Genomic DNA, 13,809 nt, shown 5'->3' with positions numbered 1-13,809 from the left:
AGTCTGACTTGAAGGAGCTTAATCACTTGGATGTCTTACATAAAAAGTTGAGCAATAACCATGAAATCACGGTGTATGAAACCACGGAGCTGTATGGTGAAAAGGGATTGTTTCGCGTGATGCAATTTTCAAATGCAGCTATCCAAGGTGCGATGGATTTGAATCATCCGCAACGTATTCTGTTCGAATATCCCAGAGCAATCATCCATCTCATGGAGCTGAACGACCCGTCATTTGAAGACGTGTTTGTTATCGGGCATGGTATAGGTACAATTGCCAGTCATTTTGCAGATAAACGCTTTAAGATTGCCGAGCTGGATGCACAAGTAGTAGAATTCAGCCGAACATTCTTTGGATACGAACAGGACAATGTAGTTATTGGTGATGGACGCTGCATTCTGGAGAAGGAGGGTCCGGATGCTTATGACTCTATTATTTTGGACGCCTTCACAGAGCAGGGGACGCCTTTGCATTTAGTATCCCTGGAATTTTTCAAGATGGCTAAAGAAAAGCTGGATTCCGAAGGATCGCTAATTATGAATTTAATGGGCAAAAGTGAACACGATCATCTGATCCATGCCATTCACACAACGTTGCGTGAAGAATTCACCTATGTCACAGCGTTCTCCCTACCCTCGGAAGGCATTGCCGACATCCAAAATATCATTATGATAGGTCGAGACAAGCCTATTCGTTTTCAGACACGTCAGATGGCTGACTTCCATCAGATTACACTTGAAGAAGGTCATATTCTGCGAGATGCAGACGCCTAGTGTTGAATGAGACTCATTAATCGTCTCTCTATATCATGGATATGGATCAACTCTTTGTGGCTGCTTCTTCGCTCTACAAACTCTACTTTACCGTGTTGTGCATCTTTACCCACGACGATCCGTACGGGAATACCTACTAAATCCGAATCTTTAAATTTAACTCCTGGGCGTTCCTCACGTTCATCTAGCAGTACCTCTACACCGCGATCCTGCAGTTGGCTATACAATTCCTCAGCTATGTTCATTTGAAGCTCGTCTTTCACAGAAATCGGAATGATGTGAACCTGAAACGGCGCCAACGCATGCGGCCATATGATTCCGTTCTGGTCATGATTTTGCTCTACAATGGCGGATAGGATTCGGGAAACACCAATACCATAACAGCCCATAATCATCGTTTGATCAGTTCCGGACACATCCAGAAAAGTCGCCCCCAGCTTCTCACTGTACTTGGTGCCCAGTTTAAATACGTGTCCAATTTCAATTCCTTGGTGAAATTCCAAATTTCCTTCGTCACATCGAGGACACTTATCCCCTTCTATGACATTGCGCAAGTCAGCCACATGCCGAAGGTCCAGATCGCGCCTTGGATTCACATGCTGATAATGGTAATCCTGCTCGTTCGCGCCTGCGAGGCCGCTAGACATGTGGACAACGGCGTAATCCACCCACACTGGGATTGTCAATCCGTATGGACCTATGAACCCGGGTGGGGTTCCAGTCACCTTTGTGACGGTATCTGCACTTGCTATTTCGAATTTTTCACTACCTAAAATTTGTTTAACTTTTAGTTCGTTGACCTCATGATCTCCCCTGACAACTACCGCAATCGGCTGATCGTCAGCCATATAAATCAGTGTTTTGATGATTTCCTTCGGCTCTACGTGAAGCGTTTCAACCAGTTGATCTATGGTGCGCAGACCTGGAGTATACAGTTTTTCCATTTTATCCGTAGTGATAGAAGGATGGCTATCAAGTTCATTTTCATTGGAGACAGAAGATGTGCCTATGCTTCCCGTTGACCTTGGTTCCGCCTTTTCAAGATTGGCAGCATAATCACAGCAGGTACATGCCACAATCGTATCCTCTCCAATATCAGCCAGCGCCATAAATTCATGGGTTTCACCCTCACCACCAATAGCACCTGCATCTGCTTCGACTGCGCGGAAATTCAGACTGCAACGACCAAAAATACGTTGATAGGCCTGAAACATCGTCCAATAAGTGTGATCTAGTCCTTCCCAATTGGCATCAAACGAATAGGCATCCTTCATCAAAAATTCTCTGCTGCGAAGCAGTCCAAACCGCGGACGTCGTTCATCCCGAAATTTGGTTTGAATTTGGTACAGCATTACAGGCAATTTTCGATAGGAATTCACTTCATTGCGTATTAAAGACGTTATGACCTCTTCATGTGTGGGCCCCAATGCGAACTCCCGACCATGTCGATCTTGCAGACGCATCAGCTCAGGACCGTACACATCGTATCTGCCAGATTCTTGCCATAGCTCCGTTGGTTGCAACACAGGCATCAGTAGCTCGCTAGCCCCCGCACGATCCATCTCATCTCGTACAATTTGTTCCACTTTTCTGAGCACCCGTCTGCCCAGTGGCATATAGGTGTACATTCCGGCCGCCAATTGGCGGATAAATCCTGCCCGCAGCATAAGCTGATGGCTAATCACTTCGGCCTCTGCAGGTGCTTCACGCAAGGTTGTCAGTAATAATTGGCTTTGGCGCATGTGTGGCTTCCTCCTTGTAAGAACGATATTTTTGTATGCAAAAAAGACACATCCGTCAGGGACGAATGTGTCGTGGTACCACCCTTCATTTGACCGTAACCATACATGGGACGGTCCTTCTTGAGATAACGGCGTCTAGCCGGTAACGGTTTATCTTACACACCCGCTACAGCTCGCAAGGCAGGGAAACGTTCATTCGCGTCGAGAAACCTTTCAGCCCATGGGTTTCTTCTCTGTACAGCGGGTCATTGAACCTTTGATCCTTGGTCTACACTATTCCTATATATTACAATTTTCACCACTTTACACGAAACGCAGCTTCGAGTCAAGGAGATCATTGTCTATCCGAACTCGTCCAGGGACATGAACGATATTTAGATTTTAGGATAATCAAATTCCGTTTCTCACCATATTGCAAAATAAGCGGCCAGATTTTAGGGCGGACACGTCTGCGAAAACGCAGAACAAAACGGATAAACCGAGGAGAAATGTCCCAAATACGAACGGATTCCTGCCCAACTCCTATGGGTAGTTCTTTAGAAAATAAAAAACGATTAAGCGAACGTATGATAACACCTGATATCGCCTCAATCGTGCTGACATCCATCACGATGATTGTATCGGAACGCTGAAGTCGCTCGGCAAAATAACGCTCATGATAATTCCCTTCGATAATCCATTCTTCCCTTTGCAGGACTTCACCCAGTTGTTTATGAAAATGTTCATCTGTGCTCCGCTTCCACTCCGGTCCCCAATACAAATCATCTAACGAAATATACGGCAAATGAGTCCACATCGATAGGCGTCTGGCCAAACAAGTCTTGCCGCTCCCCGGTGAACCGATTACAATAATCCGCTTAGCATGCTGCACAGCTAGAAGCTTGTCACTTGGTCCCGCACGTAAGGTCCATATGAGATGGATCAGCCGGTATAGTAACCCTACTGCCAAAGCCCCTCCCTTTAAAAGCATATAAAGAAGGAGCAGCGGCAAAAAAACAATAGCGTATTTCACACTGTCCATCAGACACCCTGCTCCTTTTATAAATTCAATAACTGAAACCACCGCGTCTATGAAGCTCCAAATCCACGCTGTTGTGGGTTAGTGTTCTCTTCTTTATTTATGTATTTTTCTTTTTAAAATACACGCCCTTAAAAAACACAAAATTTTGCGAATGTGTGCCATACAGCTCCTGGAATCTAGAATGAAGTTTATTTATAGAAATGGTGTCTGAGACTGTCCGGTCTGTTTGTATGGTTAAGTCGACACAACTGATTCCAAACTGGCACACTTGCTCCATAGGATAACCTTGGGTAATCCCGTAAATCATCCCGGCAATAAAGGCGTCGTCCGCGCCTGTGACATCAATGACCTGTTGAACTGAAGGAATCGGGACTTGTCCATGAGTTCCATTCTGAGAAGCAAATAATACATGCCTAGTGCCGCAGATGAAAATGACATTTTGAATCCCTAGCTTGTGAAAAATTCGGGCTGCATCCAATATATGCTGGTCATCTTTAAGCTCAAGTCCCAAATAAGCTTCCGCCTCATCTGGTTTACATACCAGCCATTCCACCCCATGCAAGTTTCGGGGAAGCTTTCTCATCTTGGAAGCTGACACCGAAGAAACGACAAGCGGAACCTGATGCTCCAGACAGACCTGTATGGTGGCCGCTATTACGTTCATAGAAAAATTAGTGTCCAGCAGAACGAGTCGGGATGAGGCGATTAAAGGAATATTTTCAAAAATTACTGAAGGACGAATCTGGTCATAAATTTCCATTTCTGCTGTCGCTACAATCATTTCACCATGCTCGTTCATCAAGGCTGTATAGACTCCGGTTGATGATTCGTCTTGAACTTGAAGAGGTAACACCTGCATATAACGGCTGGACTGTTCAATGATAAATTCGCCTTCAGCATCGTCCCCAACGGCGGTCAGCAAGCTGACCCGTCGGCTCAATCTCCCTAAATTTTCAGCCACATTCCGTGCAACCCCACCACAAGATTGTAGACTAGTGCTGCTCGGGTTAGAAGTGTAAAGCTGAAATGTACCTTTAATCATGATCTTACGATCCAGATTGGCCCCTCCGATACACAGTATCTGTTCACTAGAGGGCCAAGGCTCGTCCTGTTCATTTTTGTGAATTTTTTTTAGTTTCATCATTCGACTCCTTTCTCGAGTCATTTCGCTAAAATGATTTAAATTTGTGCAGAAATAGGTACTCTATAAACCTAACATGTTTTATATGTCAAATTCCCGAGAATCATGTCGAGTCCGTTAAAATATCATAAAGTTACACATACAAAAAATCACCTTATCGTAAAAATACCCTCCACTTTACGATAAGGTGACTGAATCTAAACATGCAGCTTTGATCGTTCCTAGCATCTGTTATTTTATAATAAATAGAGCAGCTCCATGGGGGGGTAAATCTGCAGACAGTTCCTGCGCTAATACACCTAGATCCACCTGATTCCATAGGTCTCTGGCACTTACCTGTCCTTCCATTCCAAGATCCTTTAAGGATACACGAACGGTGGAAGCTTCATCGCCAGCATTAAATAAAGCCGCATATACGTGACCTTCCTCGTTGTGAGAAGTCCAAACGATATGTTCATCCTTTCTATAGACCTGACGTGCATCCACACCGTTGCGATGAACATCGAGCACTTCTGTGTTCGACAGCAATGAAAGTGTCCATGCATCATTATCCCGCAGTTCTCCCCCGAACATCAGTGGAGACCGGAAAATGCTCCATAAGGTCATCATCGTCAACTGCTCATCCTTCGTAAAGCGTGCCCACCGATCATGGCTGCCGGAATCTACTGAATCTACCGAACGGATACCCAGATGACCGAGCGGCAACATGTCGCAATCCGGCCAGTGACCTGGGCCCACATGCTCCGCCCATTTCTCACAACGTTCAAACATACCGTGCAGTAAAGGCCATACATCCCAAAAATCATCAGTCATGCGCCACATATTAGCATTTGCCATTAAATCAGCCGCATGTTCCAACGGTGCAGGTCCAGGTGATAGGCTTAACACCATCGGGCGCCCACATTGGTCGATGGCTCGTCTAATCAACTCAATTTCTGCCAAATGAATACCATAGAGACGTGATGCAGCAATGTCATCTACTTTGACAAAATCGACACCCCATTCCGCATACAGGTTAAACAATGAATTATAATATTCCTGTGCGCCTTCTTTGGTTGCATCTACCCCATACATATCTGTGTTCCAAGGACAGATAGAGTTAGGATGTGCAATTTGTCTGGCCGTCGCTGTAGTTCCTAAAATTGGAGTATCCTGATGAACCGCCTGTCTAGCAATACCTCTCATAATATGTATCCCAAATTTCAATCCCAAGCTATGAACATATTCTGCAAGAGCATGGAATCCACGCCCATCTGCAGCCGAAGGGAACCGATTCACCGCTGGAATCAGTCGTGAAAATGAATCCATTTCTAATGGAACAAATGGTCGATACTGTGAAGATACAGCTCCCGGTTCATACCACTGAATATCTACCACGACATATTCCCACCCATACTCCTTGAGGTGCTCCGCCATGTATTGGGCATTTCCCCTTACTTCCTCTTCCTTTACCGCTGCGCCGTAGCAATCCCAGCTATTCCACCCCATAGGTGGTGTATGCGCTGTCAAATGATGTTTCATTGAATCCATCCTTTCATCTGCTAAACCTCCAACCTGTTACTGCAAACTCATCCTCACCACAACATTATTATAATGTAAACCCTTACTTTTGTCCGTATCATCTTTTCTATTTCCACTTTTTATACATTTATGTTGACTAACTTAAAGAATGTGGTACATTTAAACATGCTGTTAAAAAACTTTGACTTGAATCAGAGGGTGATTTTACATGTGTGAACATGCTTATCGAATTTTGTTATTTTACAAATATGTCAATATTGAAGATCCGGCTACCTTTACGGCAGAGCATCTGGCTTACTGCAAGGAGTTGGGCGTCAAGGGAAGAATCTTGATTGCTGGGGAAGGTATCAATGGAACACTGTCCGGCACAGTAGAGCAAACGGAGCAATATATCCGTGATTTGCGCGCCAATCCGAAATTCCACGATATCGTTATTAAAATAGATGAGTCTGACGGTCATGCGTTCAAGAAAATATTTGTACGCCATCGTCAAGAGCTGGTTACGCTGCGTCATGAGGACGAGCTGGACCCTAATGTAATTAGCGGCAAGCGTCTGTCACCAAAAGAGTTTTATGAACAGCTTCAAGATGAAGATGTGGTAGTTTTGGACGGACGTAACGATTACGAATATGACATCGGTCATTTCCGCGGAGCTATTCGTCCCGAAGTTGAATCGTTCCGTGAATTCCCACAATGGATTCGTGATCATATGACTGAGTTCAAGGATAAAAAAATCCTGACCTACTGTACCGGAGGTATTCGTTGCGAGAAGCTGTCTGGTCTGCTGATTAAAGAAGGCTTTAACGATGTAGCTCAGTTGGATGGCGGCATCGTCACCTACAGCAAAGACCCGGAAGTACAAGGACGTTTGTTTGACGGTAAATGCTATGTGTTTGACGAGCGGATTTCGGTCCGGATCAACCATACAGATGAAGACGTTATTGTTGGTCAATGCTACCACTGTGAAACACCAAACGATCATTATATTAACTGCCCGGTATGCAATCTCCAGCATATTGTGTGTCCAGATTGCGAAGAACAACATCAACATTATTGCTCTGACGATTGTCGTACCAAAGCGAAAACCATGGCTTCTGCATAAACCCACAGCATACTCGGGTTCATATGAAAGGGATGTCCTTACTCGCCGTTTAACATGGCAGTGGACATCCCTTTTATTATCCTGGGAATAAGGGGCTCAAGATTTATAGTTTATACCTATAACCTTGATTGTTTATCCGTCTTGGACGGGCTTGAAAGCAGCATCTTATAATGAACCATGTTATTACAGAAAGGATGGATGGAATTCATGGTTCAGATCGTACTTTCAACTCTATTATCCGTTATCGTTCCGCTGTCCATTCCGGTGATTGCTGGATTTTTACTCGGCAAATTCATGAGATTGGAAACAAAGCCACTCTCGACTTTGTACTTATATTTTTTAAGTCCTGCGATGATTTTGGACACGCTGCTCAAGGCTCAGCTTTCCTGGCATGACGTGGCACAGACAGCCGCTTTTTCATTGCTAAACCTGCTGCTGTTGTGGGGTATTGCACAGCTAGCGGGGAAAATCTTCAGGCTGAGCGCCCCGGAAACGGCTGGACTTACTTTAGTCTCCACTCTGACCAATAGTGCAAACTATGGTTTGCCGCTTATTTTACTTGCTTTTGGACAGCTTGGCCTGGATAAAGCCTCCGTATATGTCGTCACCCAGATAATTATGGTCAATACCATAGGTGTTTACTTTGCAGCTCGCTCTGAATTTTCCGTTCAAAGTGCCGTAAAGTCTGTATTTTCTCTCCCTGCGATCTATGCAGCTCTTCTCGCACTGGGACTTCGAGCACTAGATTGGCATCTGCCCTCTGGCATTCAATCAGGCGTCTCGATGATTGCAGCCGCCTATTCTCCAGTCGTGCTGGCGATTCTTGGTACCCAGATGGCTTATGTAAAAATATTCAGGCTGGAGCCATCTATTAAAAAAGCCAGCTACGTAGGACTGACAATCCGGCTTTTGCTTTCTCCGCTTGCCGCTTGTCTTGCCATGCTCATATTGGGAATTTCAGGTTTATTGTTCTCCGTTCTCTTTATTCTGGCTTCGATGCCAGTGGCTGTGAATGCTGTCATTTTAGCCGAAAAATTCAATGCATCGCCTAAATTGGTCTCCACCTGCATCTTGTGGAGTACGCTTGCCTCATTCTTACTTTTGCCCATTCTGATTATGCTGGTAGCAGGTTAGTTAAAAAGAATCTCTACCGTGTAGGGAATCTTCAGTATGCAGCCTGTTGTCGACTACAGGCCGCATACAATTGTCAGCGTATTCGCGGAAAACTGATCCAGCTCAGTAGATTTAGCCTTGATTTTTTTCCCTTTTCCCGGATTTGTCCCATAAATTCCCCAAGAAATCGTTCCCACTTTAAACCTATTTCTTTTTTTGCGCCATCATTCTCCAGCACACATCTCACGCTTTGGTTTAGGGCCAATTCCAAGTGTGCTAAAGCTTCACGCAAGTGATTATCTATATTTTGCTCGCTCATCTATCCATTCTCCTCATTCCTGGGTATCGTCTAGCAAGGCAATTTCTTGGTCCAATTGCTTTTTCATTCTTTCAAATTTGGCTTCGGCAATGATATCTTCCACTTCCTCACGCGCTAATTGAAGGTATGATTTACCTCGATTGAGCAAGCTGGTTCCGCCCTGCATCCCAGCTTCAGCTATGGGGCGGAATGTGGTTTTAGCAATGGGAAGCAATGCGGAGGCCGCAATGGCAAGCGCAGTACCGATAACAATTTTTTCAAAGTTAGTTTGCACGATCGTAATCCTCCTGGTAATAAAGTATTACTGCGGCTGATTAAGCCGCAGCATTGATGTGGTTTGCAGTAAAGTCTACACTTGTCTGCTTGTTTGAAATCAAAGCCAAAATCGGTTTGGATAAAAGAGATACCGAGCCGGCAACACCAAGGATGGGAAGCCAATAGTGGAGTGGCAGACGTGCGGTATGGAAGAACCCTGTTAATGGCGGTATATATATGGCTCCTAGTAGAGCCAGCCAGGAAACGCAAAGAGCCCCGATTAAAAAGCGATCTTTTGTCCAATCGCGTACCGTTTCTTCAGACCCCTCCTGCCGCCACGAGAAAGTTTGTATTAATTGCCCCGCAACCAAAGTTGCAAAAGCAACGCTTTGAGCCACAGGCACAGGCGCACCAACTGCAAGGCTTGCAGCAAATAATCCAAGGGAACCTAATCCCAGCAAAACTCCTCTCGTAATCACTTTCTGGTACAGGTCTTTGTCGATGATATCCGTTCGTTTCTGCTGTTTTGTTTTCTGACCTGGATTTACAGCGAGTACCATTGCTGGCAAAGCATCGGTCAGCAAATTCATCAGCAGAATTTGAATCGGAACCAAAGGTATCGGCAATCCGACCATCACGGCGACGCTGGTGACAATAATCTCTGCCAGATTTCCGGTTAATAGACAGCCGAGTGCTTTACGGATGTTGCCGATGATCGTTCGGCCTTCTTTAACCCCTTCCAGAATTGTGCCGAAATGATCTTCCGTCAATACCATATCCGCCGTTTCCTTCGTTACTTCTGTTCCTGTTCTCCCCATTGCAATTCCCACATTGGCTTGCTTAATAGCAGGCGTATCATTGACGCCATCCCCAGTCATAGCGACAATTTGTCCGCTTTTTTGCAGAGCTGTTACAATACGAAGCTTGTGTTCTGGAGTAACTCTGGCAAATATGGATATTCGATCCACAATTTGGAGTAACTCTTCGTCCGACAAACGGTCCAGCTCATGCCCTGTTACAACACTCTGCGCATCACTGTTAATTCCAAGTTGCTTCGCGATGGCAATGGCGGTAATCGGGTGATCGCCTGTAATCATCACAGGTTTTAGCCCAAGCGCAAAAGCCTCCTGAATATTTTGCTCTACTTCAGCTTTGGGTGGGTCCATCATGCCGGTCATACCGACGTAAATTAAATCGTGCTCATCGTCAATGGAGTCGTTGTCGATGTTCTCATCCAGAGGCCGATATGCAAAAGCGAGCACACGAAGTGCTGCTTCTGAAAACTTTTCATTTTGCTGTATAATGTGCAGCTTCTGTTCTTCGGATAGAGGCAATACTTCGCCATTCTTTTGATATCGATTGCAATGACGGAGAATGGTTTCCACGGCTCCTTTGGAAAAGAGATAACACTCCTGTTCCGTTTGTTCATCCTTGCAAACCACGCTCATTTTTGCGGTCTTAGAATCAAATGGAATTTCATACCCGCGATGCCAATGGGCCATGTCGTTAAGCCACAGTCCATTTTTGCCTGCGAGCGTCAATAGCGCGCCCTCAGTTGGGTCCCCTTTGGTTATCCATTGCCCCTCCTGCTGCTCAAGCTTGCTGTTATTGCATAACAAACAGATTTGCAGCAAACGGGTCAAATCAGGATGGGCTGATGGGGGTTCACAACTTTTCACATTTTTGAGTTCTGCTGCTGCAGCAGCGTCGATCGCAAGCTCCTCCAATGCTCCTGTCGGTTCGTATCCATCTCCTGTTACATTCCATGCGCGATCCGCGGTAGAAAGCACTTTTACCGTCATTTCATTTTTGGTTAACGTGCCTGTCTTGTCTGTGCAAATCACCGTAGTCCTTCCTAATGTTTCTAATGAGGAAAGTTTTCGGATCAGCGCGTTTTTCTTCGCCATGCGAAAGATGCCTGCACTGAGAGCAATCGTGATGGTAACCGGAAGCCCTTCAGGGATGGCCGAAGCCGCCAGTGTAATCGAAGTCGAAATCATTTGTGGAAAAGGAATGCCCCGAAGCATACCAATTGCGAAGACAATTCCTCCCACAATGAGAGCGCCTTTCACAAATTTCTTACTAATTGACGTTACTTTTTCCTGTAAAGGGGTTACTTCTTTTTCCTGATCCTTTAAAAGCGACATTAAATGCCCCATCTCGGTATTCATACCGGTTTGCACAACAATACCCGTTCCCTTGCCCCCGCACACATCGGTTCCCATAAAGAGCATGTTCGTTCTTTCGGCTAAAGCACAATCTTCGGAGAGAGAGGCTTCATCCTTTTCAACGGGAACTGACTCCCCTGTCAGGGTTGACTCATTGACTCGCATGTTCCACGAGTTGATCAACCGGATATCAGCTGGAACGCGGTCCCCTGCTTCCAGGGAAACGATATCGCCGGGCACCAATTCGACAGCGTTAAGCTCTACATACTGGCCTTGTCTAAGGACTTTGCATACTGGGGGTTGAAACTGATTCAGCTTGTCCACAACCTTTTCCGCTTTGCGTTCCTGAATCGTGCCAATTGCAGCATTCGCGAGCAGGATTGTCCCCATTGCAAGTCCATCAAACAATCCACCTGTAAGAAAGGCAAGTGCACTTGTGCCGAGAAGGATTAGCGTTGTGAACTCCTTGAATTGACCCAAATATGCAATAAGCCAGGGAGTAGGTTGTTTACTCTCAAGCTGATTTGGACCATATTGGCTTCGTGTAGAAAGAACCTGATCTGAGGTTAATCCACTTTGCAGATTTGTTCGAAACTTCGTGATGATCTGTTCGTTAGGTAGTTGATGCCAGGTCAAAGCTTCAGAAGTGACCGCAGCCTCGTCCTTATACGTAACTTCGGTTGAAGATAGAAAGGCTTCGCTCCTATTTTTGGTTCTGGATATAAACACGAGCGACAAAGCATCTCCGATCAAACTGACCACCGGGGCACTGATCATGCCTAATGTTGCAAATGCAGATCCTACTACATTCCATTTTTTGGCGATCGAAGCATGCTCATTTATAATTTGCTCTGTTTTCTCGGCATACAGGGCACTTTCCTCAATATGTTGCAGCTCATCAATGGAAATCGTCTGGACTCCGGCTTCTTTATAAAACTCATTAAGCGGATTTTGCTCGAGACCTGAGACAAATAAAGTCTCTTCACCCTGCTGCTTTAGCGCAGCGATCCGTTCAATCACTTCGCCATGTTCAAAAGCTAACCAGCTTGTATCCATACGGTATTGGGAAAGCTCGTCAGCACTAAAGTCAAGGCTGTTATGCAACAGTCCAAGCCTCCAGCCTTTTTCACTTAATGGAAAGGCCATAGAACCGTATGCGTTGACCTTTGCTTGCCGATGTCTGGCAATTAACCCAAGGCATTCGCCTTTTCCATTCCCTTGGCTTCCAACCAAAAGGACGTCGCATTCATTTCTTGCCAGCCTCTTGCATTTAAGCTCATAAGGGCTGCAATCTATGCCGTGTTCTTCCATATATTTATAGCTACCCAGGATAACCTGTCTATCATTGACTTTTCCCTTTATTCCCTCAGGCTCTTCTTCCACATGGAAGGCAGTACGGATCGTTCGGTGAGTTCGCTGTGCCTTGATGAACACCTCGTCTTTCCATGGATGCTCTGTTTTTTCCATTAATGAGGCTGCCAAACATAACACTTTATCCTCATTTTCCTCCTTCTCCGCCATGCATTGAATTTCTTCACTATCTGAACGGTTAAACAGGAGTGACGAATCCTCGAATAAGATCGTTTTTGTTCGAGCGAGTTGGGATAACGAACCTTTTTCCGGAACTACGTATTTTCTTTCTTCTGAAACGAGCTCGGCCTGTTTCCAGGCGTATTGGGCTGGTACGGTCATCACGCGCGGATTTGCAGCCAGAAGCACAGCGATTGCACGAAGTGGATTCCGGGTAACGGCCCAAGTCAGCCCGGCTGCAATGCAGCCTAACTTACCTGCCTTATGGCTATATGCTTGAATTTCCGGTGACATGGAAGTTTCTTGCTGTCCATTGAGCACAGACTGACTTCGTTTCCAGTTCACATATTGCAAAAGGCTGAGTCCAGCAAGCGCTACAAAATTTTCGCGCAAAAGCGCAAGAGCGAGAGCGCTTGTACCCAAAACGAGATCCGAGTTTATTTTTTTCTTATCCGAATAGGTTTGAATCCCCCGTTTGAGAAAAGGGTAGCCGGTTACGATAGATACAAATGCTGATAAATAGAACGGCGCTGGGCTTCTTGCCAAGGCTGAACGTCCGAAACATATCTGCTTGATTCCCAATGCGGCTAAACCGGTCATGGAAATAGCTAAGGCAAACGGGATTTTTTCTTTTGTCTCATTCGTGTTGCTCTTAGGTGTCACAGAGGGAATCGGCAAATCAAAAGAAATACCTGATTCTGCCTGGGCAGCGGCAGCTTCCCTCTGTGCCTCTTTCGCCCCGGTATCCTCGTTCCGCACACATGGGAGCGCCGTGGGCGAGCAAATCCGATTTTCTATTTCGCGGAGTATATGGAAAATGTGACGCTCAGAAATCAGCTTTACATCATAAAGGAGCAACACTTTGCCAGTCACTGCACAGGGCTCCGCTCTATGTATTCCATTACAGGCGGACAGACTGTGGGTTAAAATCTCTGCGGCTGATTTACTTCCCTTCAAGCCATAAATTTCAACCCGTATCCTTCCTGGAAGGACATGAAGAAACCTGTTTTTATTTCGTAGCGGCACTATGGTTAACCTCCCTTTTCCATATTCAAAAATCAACTTCACTTATGATTTACAATAGCTAGCAAAATATGCATTTTGTTTTCTGAATGTAATCTGGT

The 13,809-nt window shown here is 45.4% G+C and carries 10 protein-coding genes; 3 read left to right on the top strand and 7 right to left on the bottom strand.

All coding sequences use genetic code 11. The features are described 5' to 3' along the window. Positions 1–8: 8 nt before the first annotated feature. Complete coding sequence (locus FKV70_RS22515) at positions 9–773, top strand: spermidine synthase (protein ID WP_142614604.1); 765 nt, start codon at positions 9–11, stop codon at positions 771–773. Here the strand turns inward: FKV70_RS22515 and FKV70_RS22510 are convergent. From FKV70_RS22510 to FKV70_RS22495, 4 genes are all read right to left on the bottom strand, one after another. Then, positions 770–2,515 carry a proline--tRNA ligase gene (locus FKV70_RS22510; RefSeq protein ID WP_142614603.1) on the bottom strand — a complete coding sequence of 582 codons (1,746 nt, stop codon included), beginning with the start codon at positions 2,513–2,515 and terminating at the stop codon, positions 770–772. The genes FKV70_RS22515 and FKV70_RS22510 overlap by 4 nt on opposite strands. 334 nt (positions 2,516–2,849) lie before the next feature. Beyond that, a complete protein-coding gene (locus FKV70_RS22505) occupies positions 2,850–3,536 on the bottom strand; it encodes a P-loop NTPase family protein (RefSeq protein WP_142614602.1) in 687 nt (228 codons plus the stop codon). A gap of 97 nt (positions 3,537–3,633) precedes the next feature. Further along, on the bottom strand, positions 3,634–4,677 hold the full coding sequence (locus FKV70_RS22500; protein WP_142614601.1) for a carbohydrate kinase family protein: 1,044 nt from the start codon (positions 4,675–4,677) through the stop codon (positions 3,634–3,636). A 231-nt stretch (positions 4,678–4,908) separates the two neighbouring features. After that, positions 4,909–6,198: a glycoside hydrolase family 27 protein gene (locus FKV70_RS22495; protein ID WP_142614600.1), complete on the bottom strand. Its 1,290-nt coding sequence runs from the start codon at positions 6,196–6,198 to the stop codon at positions 4,909–4,911. Positions 6,199–6,406: 208 nt separating this feature from the next. Between FKV70_RS22495 and trhO the strand changes: the two genes are divergently transcribed. After that, positions 6,407–7,300 carry an oxygen-dependent tRNA uridine(34) hydroxylase TrhO gene (trhO, locus tag FKV70_RS22490; RefSeq protein ID WP_142614599.1) on the top strand — a complete coding sequence of 298 codons (894 nt, stop codon included), beginning with the start codon at positions 6,407–6,409 and terminating at the stop codon, positions 7,298–7,300. A 207-nt stretch (positions 7,301–7,507) separates the two neighbouring features. Beyond that, a complete protein-coding gene (locus tag FKV70_RS22485; protein ID WP_142614598.1) occupies positions 7,508–8,434 on the top strand; it encodes an AEC family transporter in 927 nt (308 codons plus the stop codon). A gap of 73 nt (positions 8,435–8,507) precedes the next feature. On the opposite strand, the gene FKV70_RS22480 is transcribed toward FKV70_RS22485, so the two are convergent. Genes FKV70_RS22480 through FKV70_RS22470 form a run of 3 tightly spaced genes read right to left on the bottom strand, consistent with a single transcriptional unit; the run spans position 8,508 to position 13,711 of the window. After that, complete coding sequence (locus FKV70_RS22480; RefSeq protein WP_142614597.1) at positions 8,508–8,732, bottom strand: hypothetical protein; 225 nt, start codon at positions 8,730–8,732, stop codon at positions 8,508–8,510. A 13-nt stretch (positions 8,733–8,745) separates the two neighbouring features. After that, positions 8,746–9,006 carry a DUF5132 domain-containing protein gene (locus tag FKV70_RS22475; RefSeq protein WP_231116862.1) on the bottom strand — a complete coding sequence of 87 codons (261 nt, stop codon included), beginning with the start codon at positions 9,004–9,006 and terminating at the stop codon, positions 8,746–8,748. Positions 9,007–9,046: 40 nt separating this feature from the next. Continuing rightward, the gene (locus FKV70_RS22470; protein ID WP_425280378.1) at positions 9,047–13,711 is read right to left on the bottom strand and encodes a cation-translocating P-type ATPase; all 4,665 of its coding nucleotides are present in this window, start codon (positions 13,709–13,711) and stop codon (positions 9,047–9,049) included. Positions 13,712–13,809: the final 98 nt, after the last annotated feature.

The organism is Paenibacillus ottowii, from assembly GCF_006874425.1.
Taxonomy (GTDB): domain Bacteria; phylum Bacillota; class Bacilli; order Paenibacillales; family Paenibacillaceae; genus Paenibacillus; species Paenibacillus ottowii.
The sequence above is the reverse complement of the archived record's forward strand: the minus strand, read 5'-3'. Positions and strand labels throughout refer to the sequence as shown.

What these genes read in the sequence shown, in the direction of transcription:
- FKV70_RS22510 (WP_142614603.1), bottom strand. Translation starts at nt 2,515, where the DNA reads ATGCGCCAAAGCCAATTATTACTGACAACCTTGCGTGAAGCACCTGCA.
- FKV70_RS22505 (WP_142614602.1), bottom strand. Translation starts at nt 3,536, where the DNA reads ATGGACAGTGTGAAATACGCTATTGTTTTTTTGCCGCTGCTCCTTCTT.
- FKV70_RS22500 (WP_142614601.1), bottom strand. Translation starts at nt 4,677, where the DNA reads ATGAAACTAAAAAAAATTCACAAAAATGAACAGGACGAGCCTTGGCCC.
- FKV70_RS22495 (WP_142614600.1), bottom strand. Translation starts at nt 6,198, where the DNA reads ATGAAACATCATTTGACAGCGCATACACCACCTATGGGGTGGAATAGC.
- trhO (WP_142614599.1), top strand. Translation starts at nt 6,407, where the DNA reads ATGTGTGAACATGCTTATCGAATTTTGTTATTTTACAAATATGTCAAT.
- FKV70_RS22485 (WP_142614598.1), top strand. Translation starts at nt 7,508, where the DNA reads ATGGTTCAGATCGTACTTTCAACTCTATTATCCGTTATCGTTCCGCTG.
- FKV70_RS22480 (WP_142614597.1), bottom strand. Translation starts at nt 8,732, where the DNA reads ATGAGCGAGCAAAATATAGATAATCACTTGCGTGAAGCTTTAGCACAC.